An 18,141-nucleotide genomic window follows, 5' to 3' on the forward strand; every position below is an offset into this window, starting at 1 on the left:
GCGCGACGACAAGCCGATCCGCACGCTACTTCAAGCGCTGGCTTGTATCGATGACCATCATCCAGCCGGTAAACTCCGGCCGGTCGACCCCGGCCGGATCGGAAATGTATTCAAACCGTCCGCTCGTCCAGGGGGCAAAACCAATCGTCGACACCTGTCCGGGAGCCAAGTTCTCCGTGTAAATCCGATAGTAGGGAATCGAAAACTCATGCTGCTTCTTCCCCACGTTGACCACCCGGATCTGCAGGGGCTGGTTGAGCGCTACCACAATATTGGACGGTCGAAAGCCATGGTCTGTGATAGAAATTTGAATCGCCCGCGGGGACGCTTGTGCCCGCGGGGCAGCCAGCGGGGACATCCCCACAGCCGTCAGAGCCAGTGCGCCCAAAGTCAATCGCGCCAGAGTCGATGGACGACGCATGTTCACCACCTCACCCATAGACTTCCCGAAATTTCCACATCCATACCCCCGCGCTCCTGGCGCACGTATCCATAAAGACGCATGTCCTTAAAATTGTCAGATACGTACAGCGCCCCCTATAGCAATCCATTCCCGGCCATGATAGAGTATGTCTAGCCTTGTAACTCACGGTGGTCATCTGTGAAGTTTCGGATGCTTTCGCACAATTTCTGTCGATTCGTGAAGAGGTTTATCAATTTTGATAGGTTGAGGGGGAAATATGGCCAATCAGAGGAGCACCCACCGTACGCCGCAAAAGCCGCATAAGAAACGGCATGTGTTACGTAACACGCTTTTGTCCATAGCGGTCATCTTGGGGGCCGCAGCCGGCGTCGTTGCGTGGGAATACAATAAATTGAAACCGGAAAACCATTTCAGCAACCTCCCGGTCGTCACGCCAAAAGGGGAACAACAGACGGAGACGAACCTGCCCAGCGGCGTCTTCAACGTTCTGCTCATCGGCTCCGACCAACGTCCAGGTCAGAAGGCAAGCCATACCGATTCGATGGTCCTCGTGCACGTCGACCTACAGGATCATCAGTACAATATGCTAAGTATCCCGCGGGACACGCGCGTCTATATGCAAGGATACGGTTATACCAAACTCACGAGTGTCCAATATATCGCGCAGTCGACGCAGGGCACCAAGGAAGGCATCGTGCAGGCGGTAGCCGCAGTCAGCCAGCTGACCGGGGTGCCCATCAACTATTACGCCGAGACGAACTACTGGGGCCTGCAGGATTTGGTCAACGCCTTGGGCGGCATCACGATGACTTTGCCGTTTGATGTCCGACTCACACACCCGTGGTATCCTGAGGACCGTGGTAAAGTGTATACGAAGGGTGTTCATTACATGACGGGAAAAGACGTGGCCGAGGTCGTGCACGAACGCGATTCCGTTCCGGGTACGGACTATGGTCGTCAGTTGCTTCAACAGGCGGCCCTGGCCGGCATCGCCAAGAAGGCGATGAGCCCCTCGGAAATCACGCACTTGCCCACGCTGGCTAAGGAAATGTCCAAATTCCTGATTGCGACCAACATGTCGACCGAGGACTTCTTAAGCCTAGGACTTGCAGTGAAATCCGATTTCAACCCGAACACCGAAATTCACCATTACCAAGTCCCTGGAACGAGCCAGACGATGTACGACGACATCTTAAAGAACTACAACTCGCAGGTGGTTTTGGACACGAACAAGCTGCATCAAATTATGCAAGATCACTTTGTGGGACGCATCGAGAACTCCCCGAGCGGACAAGTTGGGAGTGCAGACGGCACGACCTCTTCCAGTGGTCAATAACTACAGACAGGACCTCCATACAATCGGCGTACGTTGTTGCTTCGATAACGGATTCTTCTTCAGCACAAAGCCCCGTCCCACCCGGACGGGGCTGTCTCGATTTAACTCAACCAAGAAACGCTCGCGCTCCCAAGTAGGCTACGAGGAAGGCTGCCACCAGACAAACGACAAACCAAGCAAACGTCCGCAGCCCGGAGTGGCTAGAGGGAGACTTCGCCGTTCTCTCTTCGTGGCGCACATCCCCCGAAGTTGCGCGATCCCGGGCGGGTACGCTCACCCAGCGCGTATCCTCGGACCATGGCTCGGACCATGGGGGTGAACCCTCGTCCGGATCGTCATCGGGCTTGGTGCGCAATGCCCGCCGTTTCCACCGCCGACTTTCATCCGCTGCCTTCCGGTCATCCGATAGCCTGGCCGGGTCAGGCGAACTATCCTCGCGCGCATAGGCGCGGCCTGAATGACCGTCCGCCGAGGCTGTCCCGGATTCGGTGGCCGAAGGCCACGGGACGCCAATCATCTGGGCCAGCTCTACGTCATCCTTACACCAAACCAAATCCAGCGGGTAAAACAACGCGTTGCCCTCAAAGTCCTGTCCGACGGGCCGACCACGGTAAAGCGCAATGAACACGTTGCGCCCTCGCGCCTCCTCCAGGGCCTGCTCAAGCCAAGGCGTTTCCTCGCCGGGGCGTGCATAGTAGCGCGAGTTCAACACATAATTCGCCAGCCCCACGCTCTCTGCCACTTCGACGTGCCGGCGCGCTGCCGCTGGGGACTCCTCAAATCGAACAAACACCAGGTACTCCACAGGAATCGTACCACCCTCTGCCGCATCGACGGTCGACGAATCTCGACAGCATCTTCCTTAGGATACCACGAATCCCGTCACCGCGACGAGGCTGGCAACGAATGGACCTTGACCAATTCCGCAACCCTTGCTATGCTGGGAACGGATTGAAGAATCTTTCGGATAGCGAACAATCGAACGGATTGTCAACCGATTCTTCGGCTTCTCGGACTGCATGACGACAAACGAATCGACCCCACCATATGACTGGCGGTATGTGGAGCACCACAAGGGAGTATGGTGGTACGAATACAGCCGACCGCCTGGGCGAACACGTTAGGATTACGTGTATCTCGCTCAGACGGTCTTTTTCATAGGGGGGCAAACCGATGACCATCGAACTGTGTGGCCGTGGTTTGGCAGAGGAGATCCGCACCGGCGTTCGGTCACAGGCGTTGGCGTGGCAGGCGCGCGGCATCACACCGCGGATGGTAACCCTGCTGATTGAAGGAGACCCAGCATCGGCATTTTACGCCAACGCCAAGCGCCGCACGGCGCAGCGAATTGGCATCGAACTGGAGGTCCTGCGCTTCCCGGCAGACACTACGGAAAATGAGCTACTTGACACCATCCATGAGCTGAACGAGAACCCGCATATCCATGGCATCATGACTGAGCTGCCGCTGCCGCGTTCCATGGACACCAACCGCGTGATTGGCGCCATCCGCCCGGACAAAGACATCGACGGCCTGACGCCTCACAACAAACTGGCCAACCTCAGCGGAACTCCGGGCATCTATCCAGCCACCCCAGAGGCGTGCGTGCGGCTGGCAGAGCACCATGGATTCAAGTTAGCCGGCAAACACGCCGTGCTCGTTGGCTGTGGCCAAACCGTCGGTCAGCCGTTGCTACACTTGCTCCTGCGCCGCGGCGCCACGGTCACGGTTTGCCATATCGGCACGCCCGACCTGCGGGTACATACGCGTCAAGCGGATATCCTGTTTGTCGCCGTCGGAAAACCTGGCCTGATTCGGCCGGATATGGTCCATGAGAAGCTTTGGGTGATTGACGCCGGCATCAACGAGGCACCAGATAAAGGCATCGTCGGCGATGTCGATCCGGACGCGGCCCAAAAGGTGGCCGCATGCTCACCCGTCCCGGGCGGGGTCGGTCCGGTGACCACCGCGCTCTTGTTTGCCAACCTGATGCAGGCTCTGACTTTACAGCAGCCGCACCCTGTGCCAGCACAAAGGCGGCCTGCGGGACGTTTCGGAGGAGGCATCATACACTAAAGGGGGCGGTGTCCCGCAGGCCATGCTCCATCATAAGCCAGGACGTGTTTGAACGTAAGGCCTGGTATCCCGTAGGACAACCCAAAAGGGATTAATAGTAGGTGCGAAGCAGGGTGACCGCCCCATCGCTGGCCAATTCATAGGCAGAAAGACTGGCGGGAATCAAGAACGTGTCCCCTTCCTTCACGTCCATGTCTTCGCCCTGCCAACGCAGCACCCCCTGACCACCCGCACAGATGAGAATGTCGGGGTTGCCTGGGCGCCCCGGGTTCAACTTAGCGGAACCTTGATGCAGCTCCAACTTGTCGAGGGTGAAGTACGGACACGTAACCAGCCGCTCCAGCGTCCAGCCCTTACCCTGTTGCAGGGTGCGGCGCTTGGTCGCGTCTTCCACGTGCCGTTTTTGCGCCAGCAGGTCCTGCCCGTCCGCATCATCCCGATAGATCATCACGTCGGCTGCTCTTTCCACATGCAGTTCCCGCGGCCGGCCGTCCTTCCCGACCCGATCCCAATCGTACACACGATAGGTGACGTCCGAGGTCTGCTGCACCTCAATGACCATGGTACCGCCGAGCAGCGCGTGCAGCGTCCGTGATGGGACGTAGACGACATCGCCCGGGCGAATCGGCCGATACTCTAAAAAGTCTTTGACCCGCCCTTCCAGCACCGCCGCTCGATACTGCTCCCGGTTCTGGAAGCGGTGACCGTACATCACACTGGCCCTATCGGGACACTTGAGCACATACCAAGCCTCCGTTTTCCCGAAATCCCCCTCGTGGCGCTTGGCGTACTCGTCGTCCGGATGGATTTGCACCGATAAATCGGTGCTTGCCTCCAAGAACTTGATGAGCAGTGGGAACCTATCTTGCGGGGAATCGCCCAGGTATTCCGTCGGGAACTCGGCGGTCAAATCCACCAGCGTCTTGCCAGCGAGCCAACCGTTGGTGACGACGCTGGTGCCATTCGGGTGCCCAGAGACCACCCAGTACTCCCCAATCGGCGCCTCCGTGGTCACGCCAAACCAGGACTTGAGCACACCCCCGCCCCAAATTCGTTCCATGGCGATGGGCGAAAATTTGACTGGGTAGAAGTTGGACATGCCACACCTGCCCCCTTTCAGAGGTAGTCCGGAAAGGAACCCGAACTTCCGGGGCTATCGCCGGGCTCCCGTTCCTTTCCGGACACGTACTTTGACGGTCGTATCCGTTCAAAGCGAAATCTTAGCATAGGTGCAAGGTTCCAGCAAATGGCTGACCGCATTCTGGGGCGCCGCCGCATCATATGGCCGGCGCGTCGTATCGACACCGCAATCGTTTACATGGCGGCCTCCACATGCGACAGATGCCGTCTCCTCAGCCGCCCAATTCCCGGGACAGGCGCTGACACTCCGCTTTTAACGCCCTCACCACGGGTGACGTCTCACTGCCATCCAACACGCCCAAGATTCCCACGACCGTCATCGCCGCGACCACGTCCCCGCCTTGCCCAAACACCGGGCAGGCGACAGCTAAAATCCCCGGCAACAGGCTTTCGACCGTGGTGGCGTACCCAAGCCTGCGGACTTCCGCCAACTCGGCGTCAAACGCCTCGGCATCCATGCCATACTCGGCCAGCTCACGATTACGTACGGCCTCGGTTTGGGCGGGCGGCAAATAGGCGAGAAACACCTTGCCCCCGGCCGACTTTACCGCACTCACCTGAGATCCGATGCGAATGCCGATATTAATGGCGCGCGTACTCTCTTCCCAGTGAAGGAAGTATGGCCCCCGCTCCGTCCATACCGAGAGCGCCACCGTCTCGTTAATGCGTTCGCGCAGCCGCAGCAGAGCCGGCTTCGCTAGCCTGCGAATGTCCCAACGGCTGGACGCCAACATTCCCAGCGACATCAGCTCCGGGCCAATCGAGTAGCGCAGATCCTCGTCCCGCGTCAGAAACCCGGTCCGGTACAAGCTGGTCAAGTAACGGTGCAAATGGCTCTTGGACATGCCGCACAAGTCGCTGATCTCAGTGATGGAGAGCGGCCTGTTCGCTGCCCCAATCTGCTTCAAAATGTCAATCGCAATTTCCACGGATTGGATGCCGAGTCCAGTCATATCACGTCGGTTGGACATCGTCCGCCTCCGTCTAAAAGGGTTCTAATCCTTGACTTTACCAGATTCGTCCACTCACATCACCCCAAAAATATTTACGATAATTAAACCGAATTAACCATTTCGCAACCATGTTACGTTCTGTTCGCCCGACTTGTCAATCGTCTCTGAATTCAACCGTTTACAAACACAGTCGAGATTGATATAGTCAGGTTAAACAATTGATAACTTCATTCACAATAAGTAAAAGGGGCGTGCGCAGAGTTGAAGCTGGCAACGTTCAAAGAAAACGGACAAGCGCGTTTTGCCGTTGCCCTATCCACAGAGCGTCTGCTCGATGTGTCGCGAGCTGAACGCGTCGCCGACGGTCTCGGTCTCACACTGCCTGGGCAGCCTGCCGAATCGGTGCTCGCGTACCTGGAGGGTGGCGACAACACGAAGTCGTGGCTGACCGCGCTGGTGGCTGCGGTTAAGGAGCAGCCGCAGGCGTTCCAGAGTGCGGTAATCCCCCTCTCCACGGCCCATTTCTTGGCCCCCGTCACGCGCCCGAGCAAAATCGTCTGCGTGGGCCACAACTACCGCGAACACATCCTTGAGATGAAGCGAGAGATTCCCAAATACCCGGTCCTGTTTGCGAAGTTCCCTCATACCCTACGCGGCCATGGCGAGTCCATTCCCCTGCCGCCTGTGACGGAAAAACTCGACTACGAAGCCGAGTTCGCCTTTGTGATAGGTCGGCAAGCGAAAGATGTGCGCCTGGAGGATGCCCTGGACTACGTGGGTGGCTATACCATCGCCAATGACGTGTCCGCCCGCGATCTACAGCGCCGCACCATCCAGTGGATGCAGGGTAAAAATCTGGACGGCAGCCTGCCGTTAGGGCCGTACCTGGTCACCCCGGATGAAGTGGGCGATCCGCATGAGTTAGGCGTCACCCTCACTGTCAACGGAGAAACACGGCAGAAGGCGAACACCCGTACCTTGGTGTTTAATGTCAACTTCTTGGTCTCGTACATTTCGCAGATTCTCACCCTGGAAGCGGGCGACATCATCCTCACCGGCACTCCTGGCGGCGTCGGCGACGCGATGAACCCGCCCCAGTACCTGAAAGACGGAGACGTGGTGGAAATCACCATTGATAAGCTCGGCACCTTGAGAAACCAGGTGCAATCCGTGTGAGGAGGGAGTCCCAATGGAACATGTTGAGGAATACCGGACGCGAATTCACCAGCTGCTGGACGAAATGATCGCCATCGTCACACCCCTGTCGGAGTCGGCCGTGCGCTTTCAACCCGCGCCGGAGAAATGGTCGATTCTCGAAGTATTGGCGCACGTCGAAGAGGCCAACACGTTTTGGATGAAGGAGTTAGCCGCCACCCTTGCCCGACCGCAGCGCCGCTGGGGACGCACACTCCAGCACGAGAGCCGCCTCGGCGCGGTGGCCGCTGCGCCAAAACGCCGCGTCGAGGATGTGATAGAGGGGGTACGGGTCTCCCAGGACCTGGTCGACCGCGTGCTCGCCAGCGTCCGGGATGCAGACCTCGAGATCCGGGCGGATCATGTCAATCCGAAGTTTGGTAACCAGCCGATGTCGTTCCTGCTGGATCACTTCCTAATCGAGCACATCACCGGTCACATTGGCCAAATTCAGCGCAATCTAGCGGCCTATGACCAAAATCATGGGGAGGGAGTCTGATGGAGACGCAGGCGTTTCTCGACAGCACGGAGGTCCAGGAGTTTAACGAAGAGCTGGAGCGTGTGCACCTCGGGCCGCTCTGGCACGCCATCCCGGTCCTGATGCCGAAACAGCCACAGCCGCAGGCGGTGCCTTATCTTTGGAAGTGGAGCCTGCTCTACGACAAACTGATGAAGGCGCGAGAGATTTTTACCCCCGAACGGGGCGGCGAGCGGCGCGCCATCTACCTGCAAAACCCGGGGCTCAGGCAGCGTGAACCGTGGGGCTGGGCGTCCACGACGCAAACCCTGTACGCCGCCGTACAGCTAATTCTGCCTGGAGAGGCGGCCCCCTCGCACCGGCACAGCCAGAGTGCCTTGCGCTTCATCACCCACGGCAAGGGTGCCTATACGATTGTCCAGGGTGAACGGGTGTTTATGGAGGAGGGTGACTTTCTGACCACCCCGCAGGGCCTTTGGCACGGGCACGCTCATCCCGGGGATGAACCGATGATTTGGATGGACTGCCTCGACATCCCGCTTATCTACGCCATCGGTGGTACGTTTTTTGAGCCTCACCCAGACCACCTCGAATCTCCGTCGGTGGCGGACGGGTACTCGGCTCAACGCTACCAGAACGGCATGCTGCGGCCCATCTCGGACCGCCAGCCGAGCGCAGCCCCGTTGAATCGGTTTCGCTGGCACCAGACCGAACACGCCCTCCTCGGCATGGACGGAATAGAGCCCGATGCGTTTGATGGGTACGCGGTGGAGTTTATCAATCCCTCCACCGGACAGCCAGCCCACCCGAACGTCGCCTCCTGGATGCAGCGGCTGCCCAAAGGGTTCCACTCGAAGGCGCACCGGCACACGTACGCCAGCATCTACCACGTATTCCGCGGCAGCGGATACACGGTCATCGACGGGCAGAAGTTTGAGTGGTCGCAGGGCGACTATTTCGTCGTCCCAAACTGGGCCTGGCATGAACATGTCAACACCGGATCGACCGACGCGTACTTATTCTCCGTGAGCGATTTACCGGTCATGGAGCGGTTCAACCTGCAGCGGGAGGAAGTCCACCCGAACGAGCACCAGCAGATTGAGTCAGTGTTCGATCCGCTGCTCCCTTGACACCTGATCTTGGCATCACGGACGGCGCGGGCGGCCAACGGACCGGCAGCGAATCGTCAACGGCTGCCTGGAGGGTCTGAGCGCGCCGCGCCGTCTACCCTTTTTTGGCATCAATGCTTTATCCTCGTTGCCTGACACGTTCATGGTCACGTCTAGGGGTATTTCGAACCTATCCTATATATCTTATATCTTACCAGCTGCGCTTGGCGACCTTGGCAGTCCAATAACTCCAAGCCCGCTCCTGAGAAAGGTCCCCATTCCAAGTCTTCTCGTTACACGTTCTTCCTTCCTCATAGCTGAGATATTTCGGCGTGCCAAGGAGAAGGCTATTATACTGATTCTGGGCGTCAATCTTCATGAAAACCGAATTCATCACGCATTTGCGCAGTGATTCTCCGACAACGATTACGCCGTGTCCCCGTAGAAACAGCGCTGTCTTGTCAGCCAATGCCCGGGCGACCCGTTCGCCCTCTTGTTCATTCTTGATGAGCATACCGTCGGAAACGTCATAGTCATCATACACGGGTACGCCCTTGTAGAACGGCGCCCCGTAGTGTGACACCGGCTTAAACGGTATGTCGAGCACCGTGAACGGAATCAACTCCTGGGCGTGGTTATGACAGATTGCCTGTACGTCCGGTCGCTGTTTATAGATTGAGGAGTGGATTACGCGCTCCGCAAAGGATCGCTTGTCGGTCGGCGTCAAACAGTTCGCGTCCATGTCGTAAGTATAAATGTCCTCTTCCTCCACCTGGCTGGCCGAAAGTGAACGGGAGAGTAGAAATTCATTTGGATTTTCGGGATTGCGCATACTGATATGACCGAAGGCTTCAAACAGGACCTTCTCTTCGCTCAAAATCTTGTTTGCGAGCACCAGTTCACGAATTGCTTCCGCCTTGGACTGTGCCATACTTGCTGCCTCCTATATGATGAACTCTCCGTCGAGGGTAGACGCGGCAAAGAGATCTTCAATTTTCAGTTTCCTCTTGATCAAGCCCTGCTCGTGAGAGTAAGTCAGCACCGCCTCCAGTGTGCTACGGTTCTTCTCAACACCATACGCCCAGAAGTCCTCGCCTAAGATTTGTTTCGTCCGGGCGACCTCATCATTTAACCAAGGCAGCGTTACTTTGAGTGCTGCCGTTTGGTTGAACCCGTCATATACCACCTGCTTCGCCTGTTCGAAGGCCTTGAACAAGTTCATCGGGACCCATGGATGCCGGTCGACCAGCTCCTTCTTCAGAGCAATCACGTGCATAATTGGAAAGATCCCGGTTTTTTGATAGTACCGTTTCTCCTCCTCCACGTAATTCGGGAAGAGCCTGCCGACATTCGGCGAGCCGTTTAACACACAAGACGGCGCCCTTGGGGCAATGAGTGCGTCGATTTCACCGGACTCAAGCATGGCGTTCAGCGTTTTACCTTCGGGAATCGGTTGGATGTCAATGTCGGAGGGTAAGTCCAACTCGACCTTCTCCTTGCGGCCAGGCGTTTCTTCTCCTCCGGTAAACCAGTGTATAGACGAAGGCTTGACGCCATACTCGTGCTCCAGAATACCTCGGACCCATAAACACGCCGTCAGTTGATACTCAGGCGTGCCGACTCGTTTCCCGACAAGGTCAATGGGCTCGCGAATGCCCGCATGCTTGTTAATGAATATGTTCGAATGACGAAACGACCTGGACATGTACACCGGGATCGCGGTGAATTCGGGGTAACCGCGATCGATAGCAATCAAATAAGACGATAGTGACAACTCCGCGACGTCAAACTCTTGGTGGCGCATCATGCGCCAGAATGTTTCCTCCACCGGCATGTTTAAGTAATTAAGTTCAATCCCTTTGACCTGAACAGTCCCGTCAACCAAGGCGGTGATTCGGTCATAATTCCAACATGCGAACGATAAAGTGAGTTTTGACATGGAAACCTCCATCATTATAGTATATTTATGGAATTTAGTTTGCCAATCCTTGTGTATTGCAGGTCAACATCCCCGTTTCAACGCTGATGTGCGGAACGTTCTGGAAATCAATGTCCTGTGGCCGACCATTTCAGTCCTGCCACTCTGCGTCCACCCTCGCACATTTCCGTTTCAATAGCCATAACGACTCGGAAAGATGCTAACCAATGCCGCGATGAGAAATGTACCAATCAAAAAGGCAAACGCCAGGAAATAGTGCCCACTTGCTACCGTCACCAACGCACCCATGATAGTCGGGGCAAACGCGCCAATGGTATTGCCGACACCGGTCATGACACCTGTATTGCCTCCTATCGATCCCGTATAGGACATGCTGTGAATCACGCCGTGGATCATGGGCGTCGTAATCCCGTTGATAAAAGCAATGGATGCGCAAAGGAACAGAGCACAGCCAATGGCTGGTCCCGTTATCGCTGCCAGGAACAGAGAGATGGCACCGAGGACAAACCCCCAGATAAGCCAGACCGCCTTCTTGTGTGTCTTGTCAGTATGGGATCCAACCCAAATCGTGAGTAAGAGAGCCACGCCAAATCCCAGCAGCAAATACGTGCTCATCGCGCCCGGAGACACATGCTTTGCGTTTTCCAGGTAGGTCGGGAACCATGTCATAAGGCCGAAGACGCCAAACACGTTGGCGATTTCAGCAACGACAATCAGCCAGAATACGCCTGTAGATACTGTGGCCTTTTTCTCTCCGCCCGCAGATTCCGCAAGACTAACCTGTTGATTGGTGATGAGCTCCAACTCAACCTTGGAGACTCGTTTGTCTTCACCAGGGTCGTTTTTCACCAGGAACAAAACCATAGGCAGGCAGATAATCAGCGCAGCTCCCGTCAGAAACCAAAAGACGCCACGCCAATGAAATTCGCCCATCAGGCCGATCACCAAGAAGCCGGCAAGGGCTGGTCCAATGTTTGTCCCGTTAATCCAAATCGCTTTGGCGCGGCCCCTTTCTCGAAGTGGAAACCACTGGGCTGTAAGTGCATTCGATACAGGCCAAAGGAAGCCTTCCGCCAAACCTAACAGGCCGCGGGAAACCATAAGAACCGTGAAGTTTGTTGAAACCGCTGCCAAGAAAGTGCTAAAAGCCCAGCCAATCAGTCCGACAATCGCACAACTCCTTGGACCCCAACGGTCGACAAGCGGTCCCCAAAAGAAAAACCCAAGGCCATACGTAAAGAGCATGATGGTCACTAAACTGCCAATAAGTGCATTGTGACCAAGCAAGCCCATGTCCGCTAGAAAGGTCTTGTTGGTAGCGATAACCGCGACCCCGATTTTGTCGAACATGCCAATAATCCATATTACTAATAATGTGGGAGCAATGTACTTCCACCTAATGGACGTGGTTCCCTCCGTCCGCAGCACACGATCCGAATCGACTACCGTGGTGTTCACGCTTACACACTCCTTTTCCAACGTGGAGACATTAGCATGATGAGTGAATCTACTAAAAACAGCGCCTTTTTATGTGTTTTATTATATTGACTTAACAGTTATAATACAATTGAATGATTCGCATAGTTCGATGCCATTCTGTTATTAAACAAGGAGGCACTAAAGATGGACGTTGAGCAACTTAAGAGTTTTTGTGCAGTCGTTGAGTTCCTAAGTTTCCGGAAAGCTGCCGAGAGCCTACAAATCACGCAACCAGGGGTCAGCCGCCGTATCAAGGGACTGGAAGATGAATTGGGAATCCCTTTGCTGCAACGCGGACCCCAAACGGTTTCGTTGACGCCACAAGGAAAGCGGTTTCTTCCCTATGCCGAACGAATACTCAAGATATTGACCCAAGGGGTGACAGAAGCGCTCAATGAAAAGCACCACGATCATCTCTCTATCGGCAGCTCCCCGACCATCTCACACAACCTCCTGCCTGAATTCATCCGGCGGTTCAAGGTTCATCATGACAGCATAATTACCTTGTATACGGTGCCATCCAGTCAGGTCTACGAAATGTTGCTTGACCAGACGATCGATCTCGGATTCGCGAGTGCCTTTTTTCCGCATGCTCAGCTTTCACACGAGCGGATTTTCTCCGAAACGATCGTCTGCGTGGGGTGTCCCGCTCTGGTTGAAGCGCACGTGAGTCACGGAAATTTGGTTGCTCACCCACTCCCGGCCATCATCAACAACCTCAATACAGATCCTTGGCGAACCATCAACGAGTATGTTTCGGATAACCCACGCTACAAGGTTGTCATCCAGGTGGACTCCACACACATCGCAAGGGAAATCGCCAAGATAGGCATCGGAATTGCCTTTCTGCCTCATTCGGAGGCCGTTAACGATTTGAAAACCGGGACATTAGTCGAGATCCCGTTATCGGATTTTGAATTGCCGCACCGGCCCGTGTATATGATCACATACAAGGATCGGCAATTATCGGCCAGTGTTACGAACTTCAAGGAGGTCGTTCTAGCCGCAATCGCAGACAAGCAGTTGCCGTGGGTAGAGCGCCGCGAACGCCATTAGCGCTCATTCCGTCTGAAACTTGGCGTATGTGCCTTCCCAGTGCGCCAGTTTTCGAACGTAGAATCGCCAGACCCATTGCACATTGAATGAGGAGCCGAGATCCGGAAGTTCTTGCATATCTTCCTCCGAGATGGACGCTACTGGCCGACCCAGCTGGGCAGTTTGCAGCGTAATTTTCGCAAGTGCATGGAAGTTCAAGGCACGTACGACCGTTTCCTCCAGGGTCTCGCCAGTCACTGTAATCCCATGTCCCTTCATCACGCAGACGTTGTGCCGGCCCATGCTTTTGATAAAGGGGATGGCAAGCTCCCTGCGGGAGATGAGATACGCATGCGGAAAAACGGGAATCCCCTCTCTGGCTAACCGCATGGCCGGGATGTTGTAGGCGCCGAAAATCGGGCGCCACTCGAGATCGGCTATTCCACAAAGGAGGGCGGCTGGGGGGTGTGCGTGAATGACGCACCCCACATCGGGCCTTGCGCGATATATTTCCGTATGAATCGGAAGTTCTTTCGGGACTTGGTAACCTTCCTCCGCTCCCACCCCGTCGAACGTCACGCGCTGAATCGCGTCCGACTGTGTATAGGCAACCCCCGCCTCATGCGGGCCGCGGCAGCGAATCCACATCTCTTCCGTCCCCGGAATACGCAAGCTGATATGTCCGAGAATCTCGTCAACCAGGCCCTCCATGCCGAGGATCCGACATGCTGTCGAAATCACCTCACGCGGCCTTTCCAAGACTTTACTCACCTGCGGGCACTCCTTCCACAAGTTCAGGGGCTATGATACGTTCGACTGCGATCACCTCACCTTTGGCACCGCATGTATGACACCACCAAAAGCAGATGGACCTTGCAGCATCTGAATACTGGTTGACTAGGTTCCGTGGGTCCTGTATCGATTCACCGCAATGTGCGCAGAACCGAACAAATTCCAACGCTGCACCTGCTTCTTCCAGCAACGTCTGTCGCCCCCTTTTACACCGTCTTGGCCGCGCGCCCTTTACACAGTTGGATGATCTCGTCGAGGTTTGGCGCATACCGTGTGTTCCAATCCTTTGCGATCCCCGACAGCAAATCACCGACCCCGTACTTATTCTCTTCCTGTGGAAGTGTAATTACCTCATTTTCTGTTTCGTCACGGATGACGCACATCGGATCCTCTCCGCGCTGCACCTTGTCCATCTCTTGCATCAGCAGCTGCCGGTACAGGATTATCCCTTTGTCCGATGTACCCAGGCGTTCGGTTGTGCGATCCGCAATTTCTCCCTGCGTGACCCAACTCATCATATCTTGGCCATCAATATAATCGGTAATGAAATTGCCGTACTCATCCTTGAGCGGACACTCATACAGAGAGATTGGATAATCTTCCGGCACCTCCACACCCTCGTTCGGAACAAAACAGGTGTACCAAATATGATAGGTATGAGTGTCGTCCATCGGCACACGAATCTGAAACGAGTGCGCACCATAGTCGCCTACGCGAAGCATGTTTGGAAAGACGACCGGGTGCCCTACGACCCAATCCTCACAGTCTTCCGTCTGCCCCTCCAGTACACGCCGTTTGATGATGCCATATTTGAACACGTCAAAGCCGATCTTCTGATGATGACGGCTGATGGGCCAACTTTCCTGCGGTCTACCTTCTCGTTCAAATACGTATTGGAAGTATCGTCCGTGCAGCCACTCCAGGTGCGTCGGATCCAGCGAGTTCTCCATAATCTGCAGCCAATTACAAGGGATGACTGCATATCCGATGGTTCGGATTACGTTCTTGCGCACAAACAGGTCGTAACGCGGAAGAAGCGGAGCCGGGTCAGGACCGAGGTACGCGAATATCAGACCGCCCAGTTCCTGCACCTTGTAGGCCGGCATCTTGACCTTGTCCTTGAACGTACTCGTCTCCGGTTCATTCGGCTGCTCCAAACATTTTCCTTCGTGATTATATAGCCAACCGTGATAGGGACAGCGCAGGCCATTCTCCTCCGGGATCCCGCACGTCATTGAAACCCCACGGTGCGCACAGCGTTCTCCAATCAGCCCGAGCTTGCCACTTCGATCCCGATACAACACCAGGTCCTCGCCCAGCAGTCGGATTTTCTTCGTCCACTGGTTCTGCAGTTCTGAGGCGGCTGCAATCGGCATCCAATAACGACGAAACAGGTTCCCCATTGGGGTACCCGGTCCAACCTTTGTCAGCAACTCATTGCGTTCGCGACTCAACATCATTCGGTTCCTCCTGTCTGATTTTGTTGGAAATCCCTTATGCTTGGACATCCACCTGGTGCCGCAATATCACCTCTTTCCGACGTCCGGCGGATTCCAGCACTGCAAGGCAAACTTCCAAAGTTGCCAGTCCCCAGGCATGGGTGTGCACGGGCTTTGCGATGCCGAGAATCGCGTTTATCCACTCGTCGATGACGCGCTCATGTGGCGTATCAGCGGGCAACGTTACTTCTTCCACGCCCTCCTCACCGTAGATCAGCAACCCGTTCGGGCTCTGCAGGATGTCCCCCCGCTCGCAGCTGACCAACGTGATCCCAAAAAACGGCTGGTGCTCTCCTGGGCTCGGTAAGTCCTCGCGGCTCCGATAACCAGCCTGATTCCGCTTCAAGTGGATTTCCTCTTTTCGCCCGATCGCTCGTATTTGCCTGCGCCGCTCCCCGTATACATGACGGGGGACCGGATGTCCCCACTCACCGAGATCAAACGTCAACGCACTCGTATGAAAATGGTCATATCCGTTGTAGACTGCGGTGGCCGCCACGCCGTTCTCAAACTCAAGAAACACCACGTGCGCACCTTCTGTAGGCCGAGATGAGTCCCAACGTCCAACCTGCGCACGTACACTGCGTACCCGTCCGCCAGCGAGGTACCGAAGAATATCAAACTGGTGTGCCCCCTGACGCATCGTCACGCCGCCCCCCTGTGCCGTATCGAGTTCCTCATCCAGCCGAGGACGATACAACCAGTCGTTATAACACCACGTATGCACCATTCTTAGCGGACCAAGACGTCCACTCTGAATCACATCTCGCATGGCCTGAATAGGTGGATCATAGCTATGCGAGTGTCCCACCAGTACGACACAGCCTGATTCGTCCGCAGCAGAAGCCACTGCCAACCCAGCTTCCAACTCAGTTGTCAAAGGCTTTTCAACGAGCACATGCTTGCCGTAACGAAGGGCGATGAGGACGTGATCCTTGTGCAAATGTGAAGGTGTGGAAATGTAGACAGCGTCGATGTCGGGACGTTCGCACAATTGCCCAATGTCATGGTACGTCGGCACCTTGAAATCCCTGCTAAAGGCACTTCGTTCCTCCTCGTGTATTGAGGCGGCGGCAGAGAGCTCAACCATCGGGTGCCGCAGAATGGCCGGTAGCATCTGACGAGTGGCTGTGCCAAGCCCTGCGATACCCACGCGAACTCGCCTAAGCAATCCCCTGTTCCCCCCTTCCCCGACACCGAAAAGTTCGTTTTGTTCGTCAACAGCCTCCACCACGAAACACATGACTGTGAAAGCCTATTCGAGTGTATGAAAGCGCTGACGTACCTTCAGCTTATGACCGCTGGTCCTATTGATCAAATTTAAATTTTGTGATTGTGTTATAAACAAATCTTTATAATCCAGGAAGGAGCTTTTGAAACGAGGTAGATGATGAACGAGCATCTCAGCTTGCATCAGCTGGAGTTGTTTTGCGCGGTCGTGGATCACGGAAGTTACGTCAATGCCGCCCGGGAACTGATGATGACACAGCCAGCCCTAAGCCTACAGGTTAAGTCACTGCAGAAGGCCCTCGGTACTCAGTTGTTCGAAAGGCGCGGCAACCGAATCACGTTGACGGAAACTGGACGCACCACATACGAATTCGCTCAGAACCTCCTTACTCTGGAGCACCACTTAAAGACAACCGTTCAAGACCTAATGCAATCCAGGCATGGCACCATCTCAATCGGCAGTTCCCGTCCATTCGGGCGGTACTTTGTCCCACTCGTTATTTCCGAGTTTCTACAATTACACGATGGGATAGATGTCTCTGTTATCTACAAGGATACTGAAACGATTTATAACCACGTCTTGAACCGGATTCTCGATGTCGGGATTGTCACGAGCGATGAGGTCGTACCGCTCCCGGACAGACTGAATGCAATAAAACTGCGACATGATTACTGGTGTTTGGTATCCAACGCAGATCAGCCTTGGTCGAAGGCAAGCCAAATCGATAAGGAACTGTTTCAGAGGGCGCCACTCATCACGGCCGTCGCCCACTCGACCCACTGGAAGCTGATTCAGAAGATCCTGGACACCCTCGGGATTGCTCCATTCGACTATCGGATCCGACTGCGTATGGAAGACCTCGAATCCATCAAGGTTGTCGTACAGCATGGCCTCGGAATCGCGTTTTTACCTTACACTGCTGTACGAAATGAGTTGGCCAACGGTCAGTTGATCGAATTTCAATTTCCAAACGGGCGCCCTCCACTCAACTGCGTGATCATTACCCTGAATAGTCAACACTACCGACCCGCGGTACAGCGGTTTATGGAATTTCTGTTAGAGCGGTTCCCGGTGAGCCCCGAGCAGGGAGAACCTCTGTAACCTACAGATTTGGATTCTTCACACGTATTTTACGGCGCACGTCATCAAAGTTTGCCCCGGAACAAGAAACGAGGTTACGGAAAGATGGTACGTTTCGCCTCGCACGGTCAACAACCATTTGCACAGTATCTTTCGAACACTGAACCTTCGTCGCCGAACCGCGGTGACGGCCTATATAATAGTGCCTATTCCATGAAACAAGAGGACTGAACCTCCCCATGGCTAAAGCCAGGGGGTTCTGAAAAGCCTATACCCTTGCACTCTCGCAGGCTCTCGCATCGGTTTTCACCGCTGCTACAACATCCTGCGCCTCATGCTCAGGCAGACTTTCTTTCTCGGACGACCCACTCTGACT

General features: G+C 55.3%; 17 protein-coding genes and 1 riboswitch. Of the genes, 7 read left to right on the plus strand and 10 right to left on the minus strand.

Annotation, left to right across the window (positions count from 1 at the left end; genetic code table 11):
* Positions 1-25 precede the first annotated feature (25 nt).
* Positions 26-421: a cupredoxin domain-containing protein gene (locus H522_RS0105830; protein ID WP_162143483.1), complete on the minus strand. Its 396-nt coding sequence runs from the start codon at positions 419-421 to the stop codon at positions 26-28.
* A 259-nt stretch (positions 422-680) separates the two neighbouring features.
* Here H522_RS0105830 and H522_RS17875 point away from each other — a divergent pair, with 259 nt between their 5' ends.
* Positions 681-1,760, plus strand: coding sequence for an LCP family protein (locus H522_RS17875; protein ID WP_081411915.1), 1,080 nt, complete (start codon positions 681-683; stop codon positions 1,758-1,760).
* Between the two features lie 106 nt (positions 1,761-1,866).
* On the opposite strand, the gene H522_RS0105840 is transcribed toward H522_RS17875, so the two are convergent.
* On the minus strand, positions 1,867-2,565 hold the full coding sequence (locus H522_RS0105840; protein ID WP_026961595.1) for a hypothetical protein: 699 nt from the start codon (positions 2,563-2,565) through the stop codon (positions 1,867-1,869).
* A 232-nt stretch (positions 2,566-2,797) separates the two neighbouring features.
* A riboswitch (ZMP/ZTP riboswitch) is annotated at positions 2,798-2,880 on the plus strand.
* 53 nt (positions 2,881-2,933) lie between these two features.
* Between H522_RS0105840 and H522_RS0105845 the strand changes: the two genes are divergently transcribed.
* Positions 2,934-3,836, plus strand: a complete 903-nt coding sequence (locus tag H522_RS0105845; RefSeq protein WP_026961596.1) for a bifunctional 5,10-methylenetetrahydrofolate dehydrogenase/5,10-methenyltetrahydrofolate cyclohydrolase — start codon at positions 2,934-2,936, stop codon at positions 3,834-3,836.
* A 91-nt stretch (positions 3,837-3,927) separates the two neighbouring features.
* On the opposite strand, the gene H522_RS0105850 is transcribed toward H522_RS0105845, so the two are convergent.
* On the minus strand, positions 3,928-4,935 hold the full coding sequence (locus H522_RS0105850; protein ID WP_035452804.1) for a type I phosphomannose isomerase catalytic subunit: 1,008 nt from the start codon (positions 4,933-4,935) through the stop codon (positions 3,928-3,930).
* A 253-nt stretch (positions 4,936-5,188) separates the two neighbouring features.
* Positions 5,189-5,947 carry an IclR family transcriptional regulator gene (locus H522_RS0105855; RefSeq protein ID WP_026961598.1) on the minus strand — a complete coding sequence of 253 codons (759 nt, stop codon included), beginning with the start codon at positions 5,945-5,947 and terminating at the stop codon, positions 5,189-5,191.
* Between the two features lie 243 nt (positions 5,948-6,190).
* On the opposite strand from H522_RS0105855, the gene H522_RS0105860 reads away from it, so the two are divergent.
* From H522_RS0105860 to H522_RS0105870, 3 genes are read left to right on the plus strand one after another with little or no spacing between them, the layout of a single operon-like run.
* Positions 6,191-7,105, plus strand: a complete 915-nt coding sequence (locus tag H522_RS0105860) for a fumarylacetoacetate hydrolase family protein (protein ID WP_026961599.1) — start codon at positions 6,191-6,193, stop codon at positions 7,103-7,105.
* A gap of 13 nt (positions 7,106-7,118) precedes the next feature.
* The gene (locus tag H522_RS0105865) at positions 7,119-7,622 is read left to right on the plus strand and encodes a DinB family protein (protein WP_026961600.1); all 504 of its coding nucleotides are present in this window, start codon (positions 7,119-7,121) and stop codon (positions 7,620-7,622) included.
* Positions 7,622-8,731, plus strand: a complete 1,110-nt coding sequence (locus H522_RS0105870) for a cupin domain-containing protein (RefSeq protein ID WP_026961601.1) — start codon at positions 7,622-7,624, stop codon at positions 8,729-8,731. Before H522_RS0105865 ends, H522_RS0105870 begins: the two co-directional genes overlap by 1 nt.
* 190 nt (positions 8,732-8,921) lie before the next feature.
* Here H522_RS0105870 and H522_RS17880 read toward each other — a convergent pair whose 3' ends face one another.
* The 3 genes from H522_RS17880 to H522_RS0105885 all read right to left on the minus strand — a co-directional run bounded on the left by H522_RS17880 (position 8,922) and on the right by H522_RS0105885 (position 12,107).
* On the minus strand, positions 8,922-9,641 hold the full coding sequence (locus H522_RS17880; RefSeq protein ID WP_051343953.1) for a class II aldolase/adducin family protein: 720 nt from the start codon (positions 9,639-9,641) through the stop codon (positions 8,922-8,924).
* A 12-nt stretch (positions 9,642-9,653) separates the two neighbouring features.
* A complete protein-coding gene (locus H522_RS0105880; RefSeq protein ID WP_245578031.1) occupies positions 9,654-10,664 on the minus strand; it encodes a substrate-binding domain-containing protein in 1,011 nt (336 codons plus the stop codon).
* Positions 10,665-10,820: 156 nt separating this feature from the next.
* On the minus strand, positions 10,821-12,107 hold the full coding sequence (locus tag H522_RS0105885) for an MFS transporter (RefSeq protein ID WP_026961603.1): 1,287 nt from the start codon (positions 12,105-12,107) through the stop codon (positions 10,821-10,823).
* A gap of 165 nt (positions 12,108-12,272) precedes the next feature.
* Between H522_RS0105885 and H522_RS0105890 the strand changes: the two genes are divergently transcribed.
* A complete protein-coding gene (locus H522_RS0105890) occupies positions 12,273-13,184 on the plus strand; it encodes a LysR family transcriptional regulator (protein ID WP_026961604.1) in 912 nt (303 codons plus the stop codon).
* Between the two features lie 3 nt (positions 13,185-13,187).
* Here H522_RS0105890 and phtC read toward each other — a convergent pair whose 3' ends face one another.
* The 3 genes from phtC to H522_RS0105905 form a co-directional block, all read right to left on the minus strand.
* Positions 13,188-13,934, minus strand: a complete 747-nt coding sequence (gene phtC, locus H522_RS0105895; protein WP_035452807.1) for a 3,4-dihydroxyphthalate decarboxylase — start codon at positions 13,932-13,934, stop codon at positions 13,188-13,190.
* Positions 13,935-14,161: 227 nt separating this feature from the next.
* Positions 14,162-15,412, minus strand: coding sequence for a Rieske 2Fe-2S domain-containing protein (locus H522_RS0105900; RefSeq protein WP_026961606.1), 1,251 nt, complete (start codon positions 15,410-15,412; stop codon positions 14,162-14,164).
* 37 nt (positions 15,413-15,449) lie between these two features.
* The gene (locus H522_RS0105905; RefSeq protein WP_026961607.1) at positions 15,450-16,625 is read right to left on the minus strand and encodes a Gfo/Idh/MocA family oxidoreductase; all 1,176 of its coding nucleotides are present in this window, start codon (positions 16,623-16,625) and stop codon (positions 15,450-15,452) included.
* Between the two features lie 219 nt (positions 16,626-16,844).
* Here H522_RS0105905 and H522_RS0105910 point away from each other — a divergent pair, with 219 nt between their 5' ends.
* Complete coding sequence (locus tag H522_RS0105910; RefSeq protein WP_026961608.1) at positions 16,845-17,786, plus strand: LysR family transcriptional regulator; 942 nt, start codon at positions 16,845-16,847, stop codon at positions 17,784-17,786.
* Positions 17,787-18,141: the final 355 nt, after the last annotated feature.

Source organism: Alicyclobacillus herbarius DSM 13609, from assembly GCF_000430585.1.
In the GTDB taxonomy this organism is placed as follows: Bacteria; Bacillota; Bacilli; order Alicyclobacillales; family Alicyclobacillaceae; genus Alicyclobacillus_G; species Alicyclobacillus_G herbarius.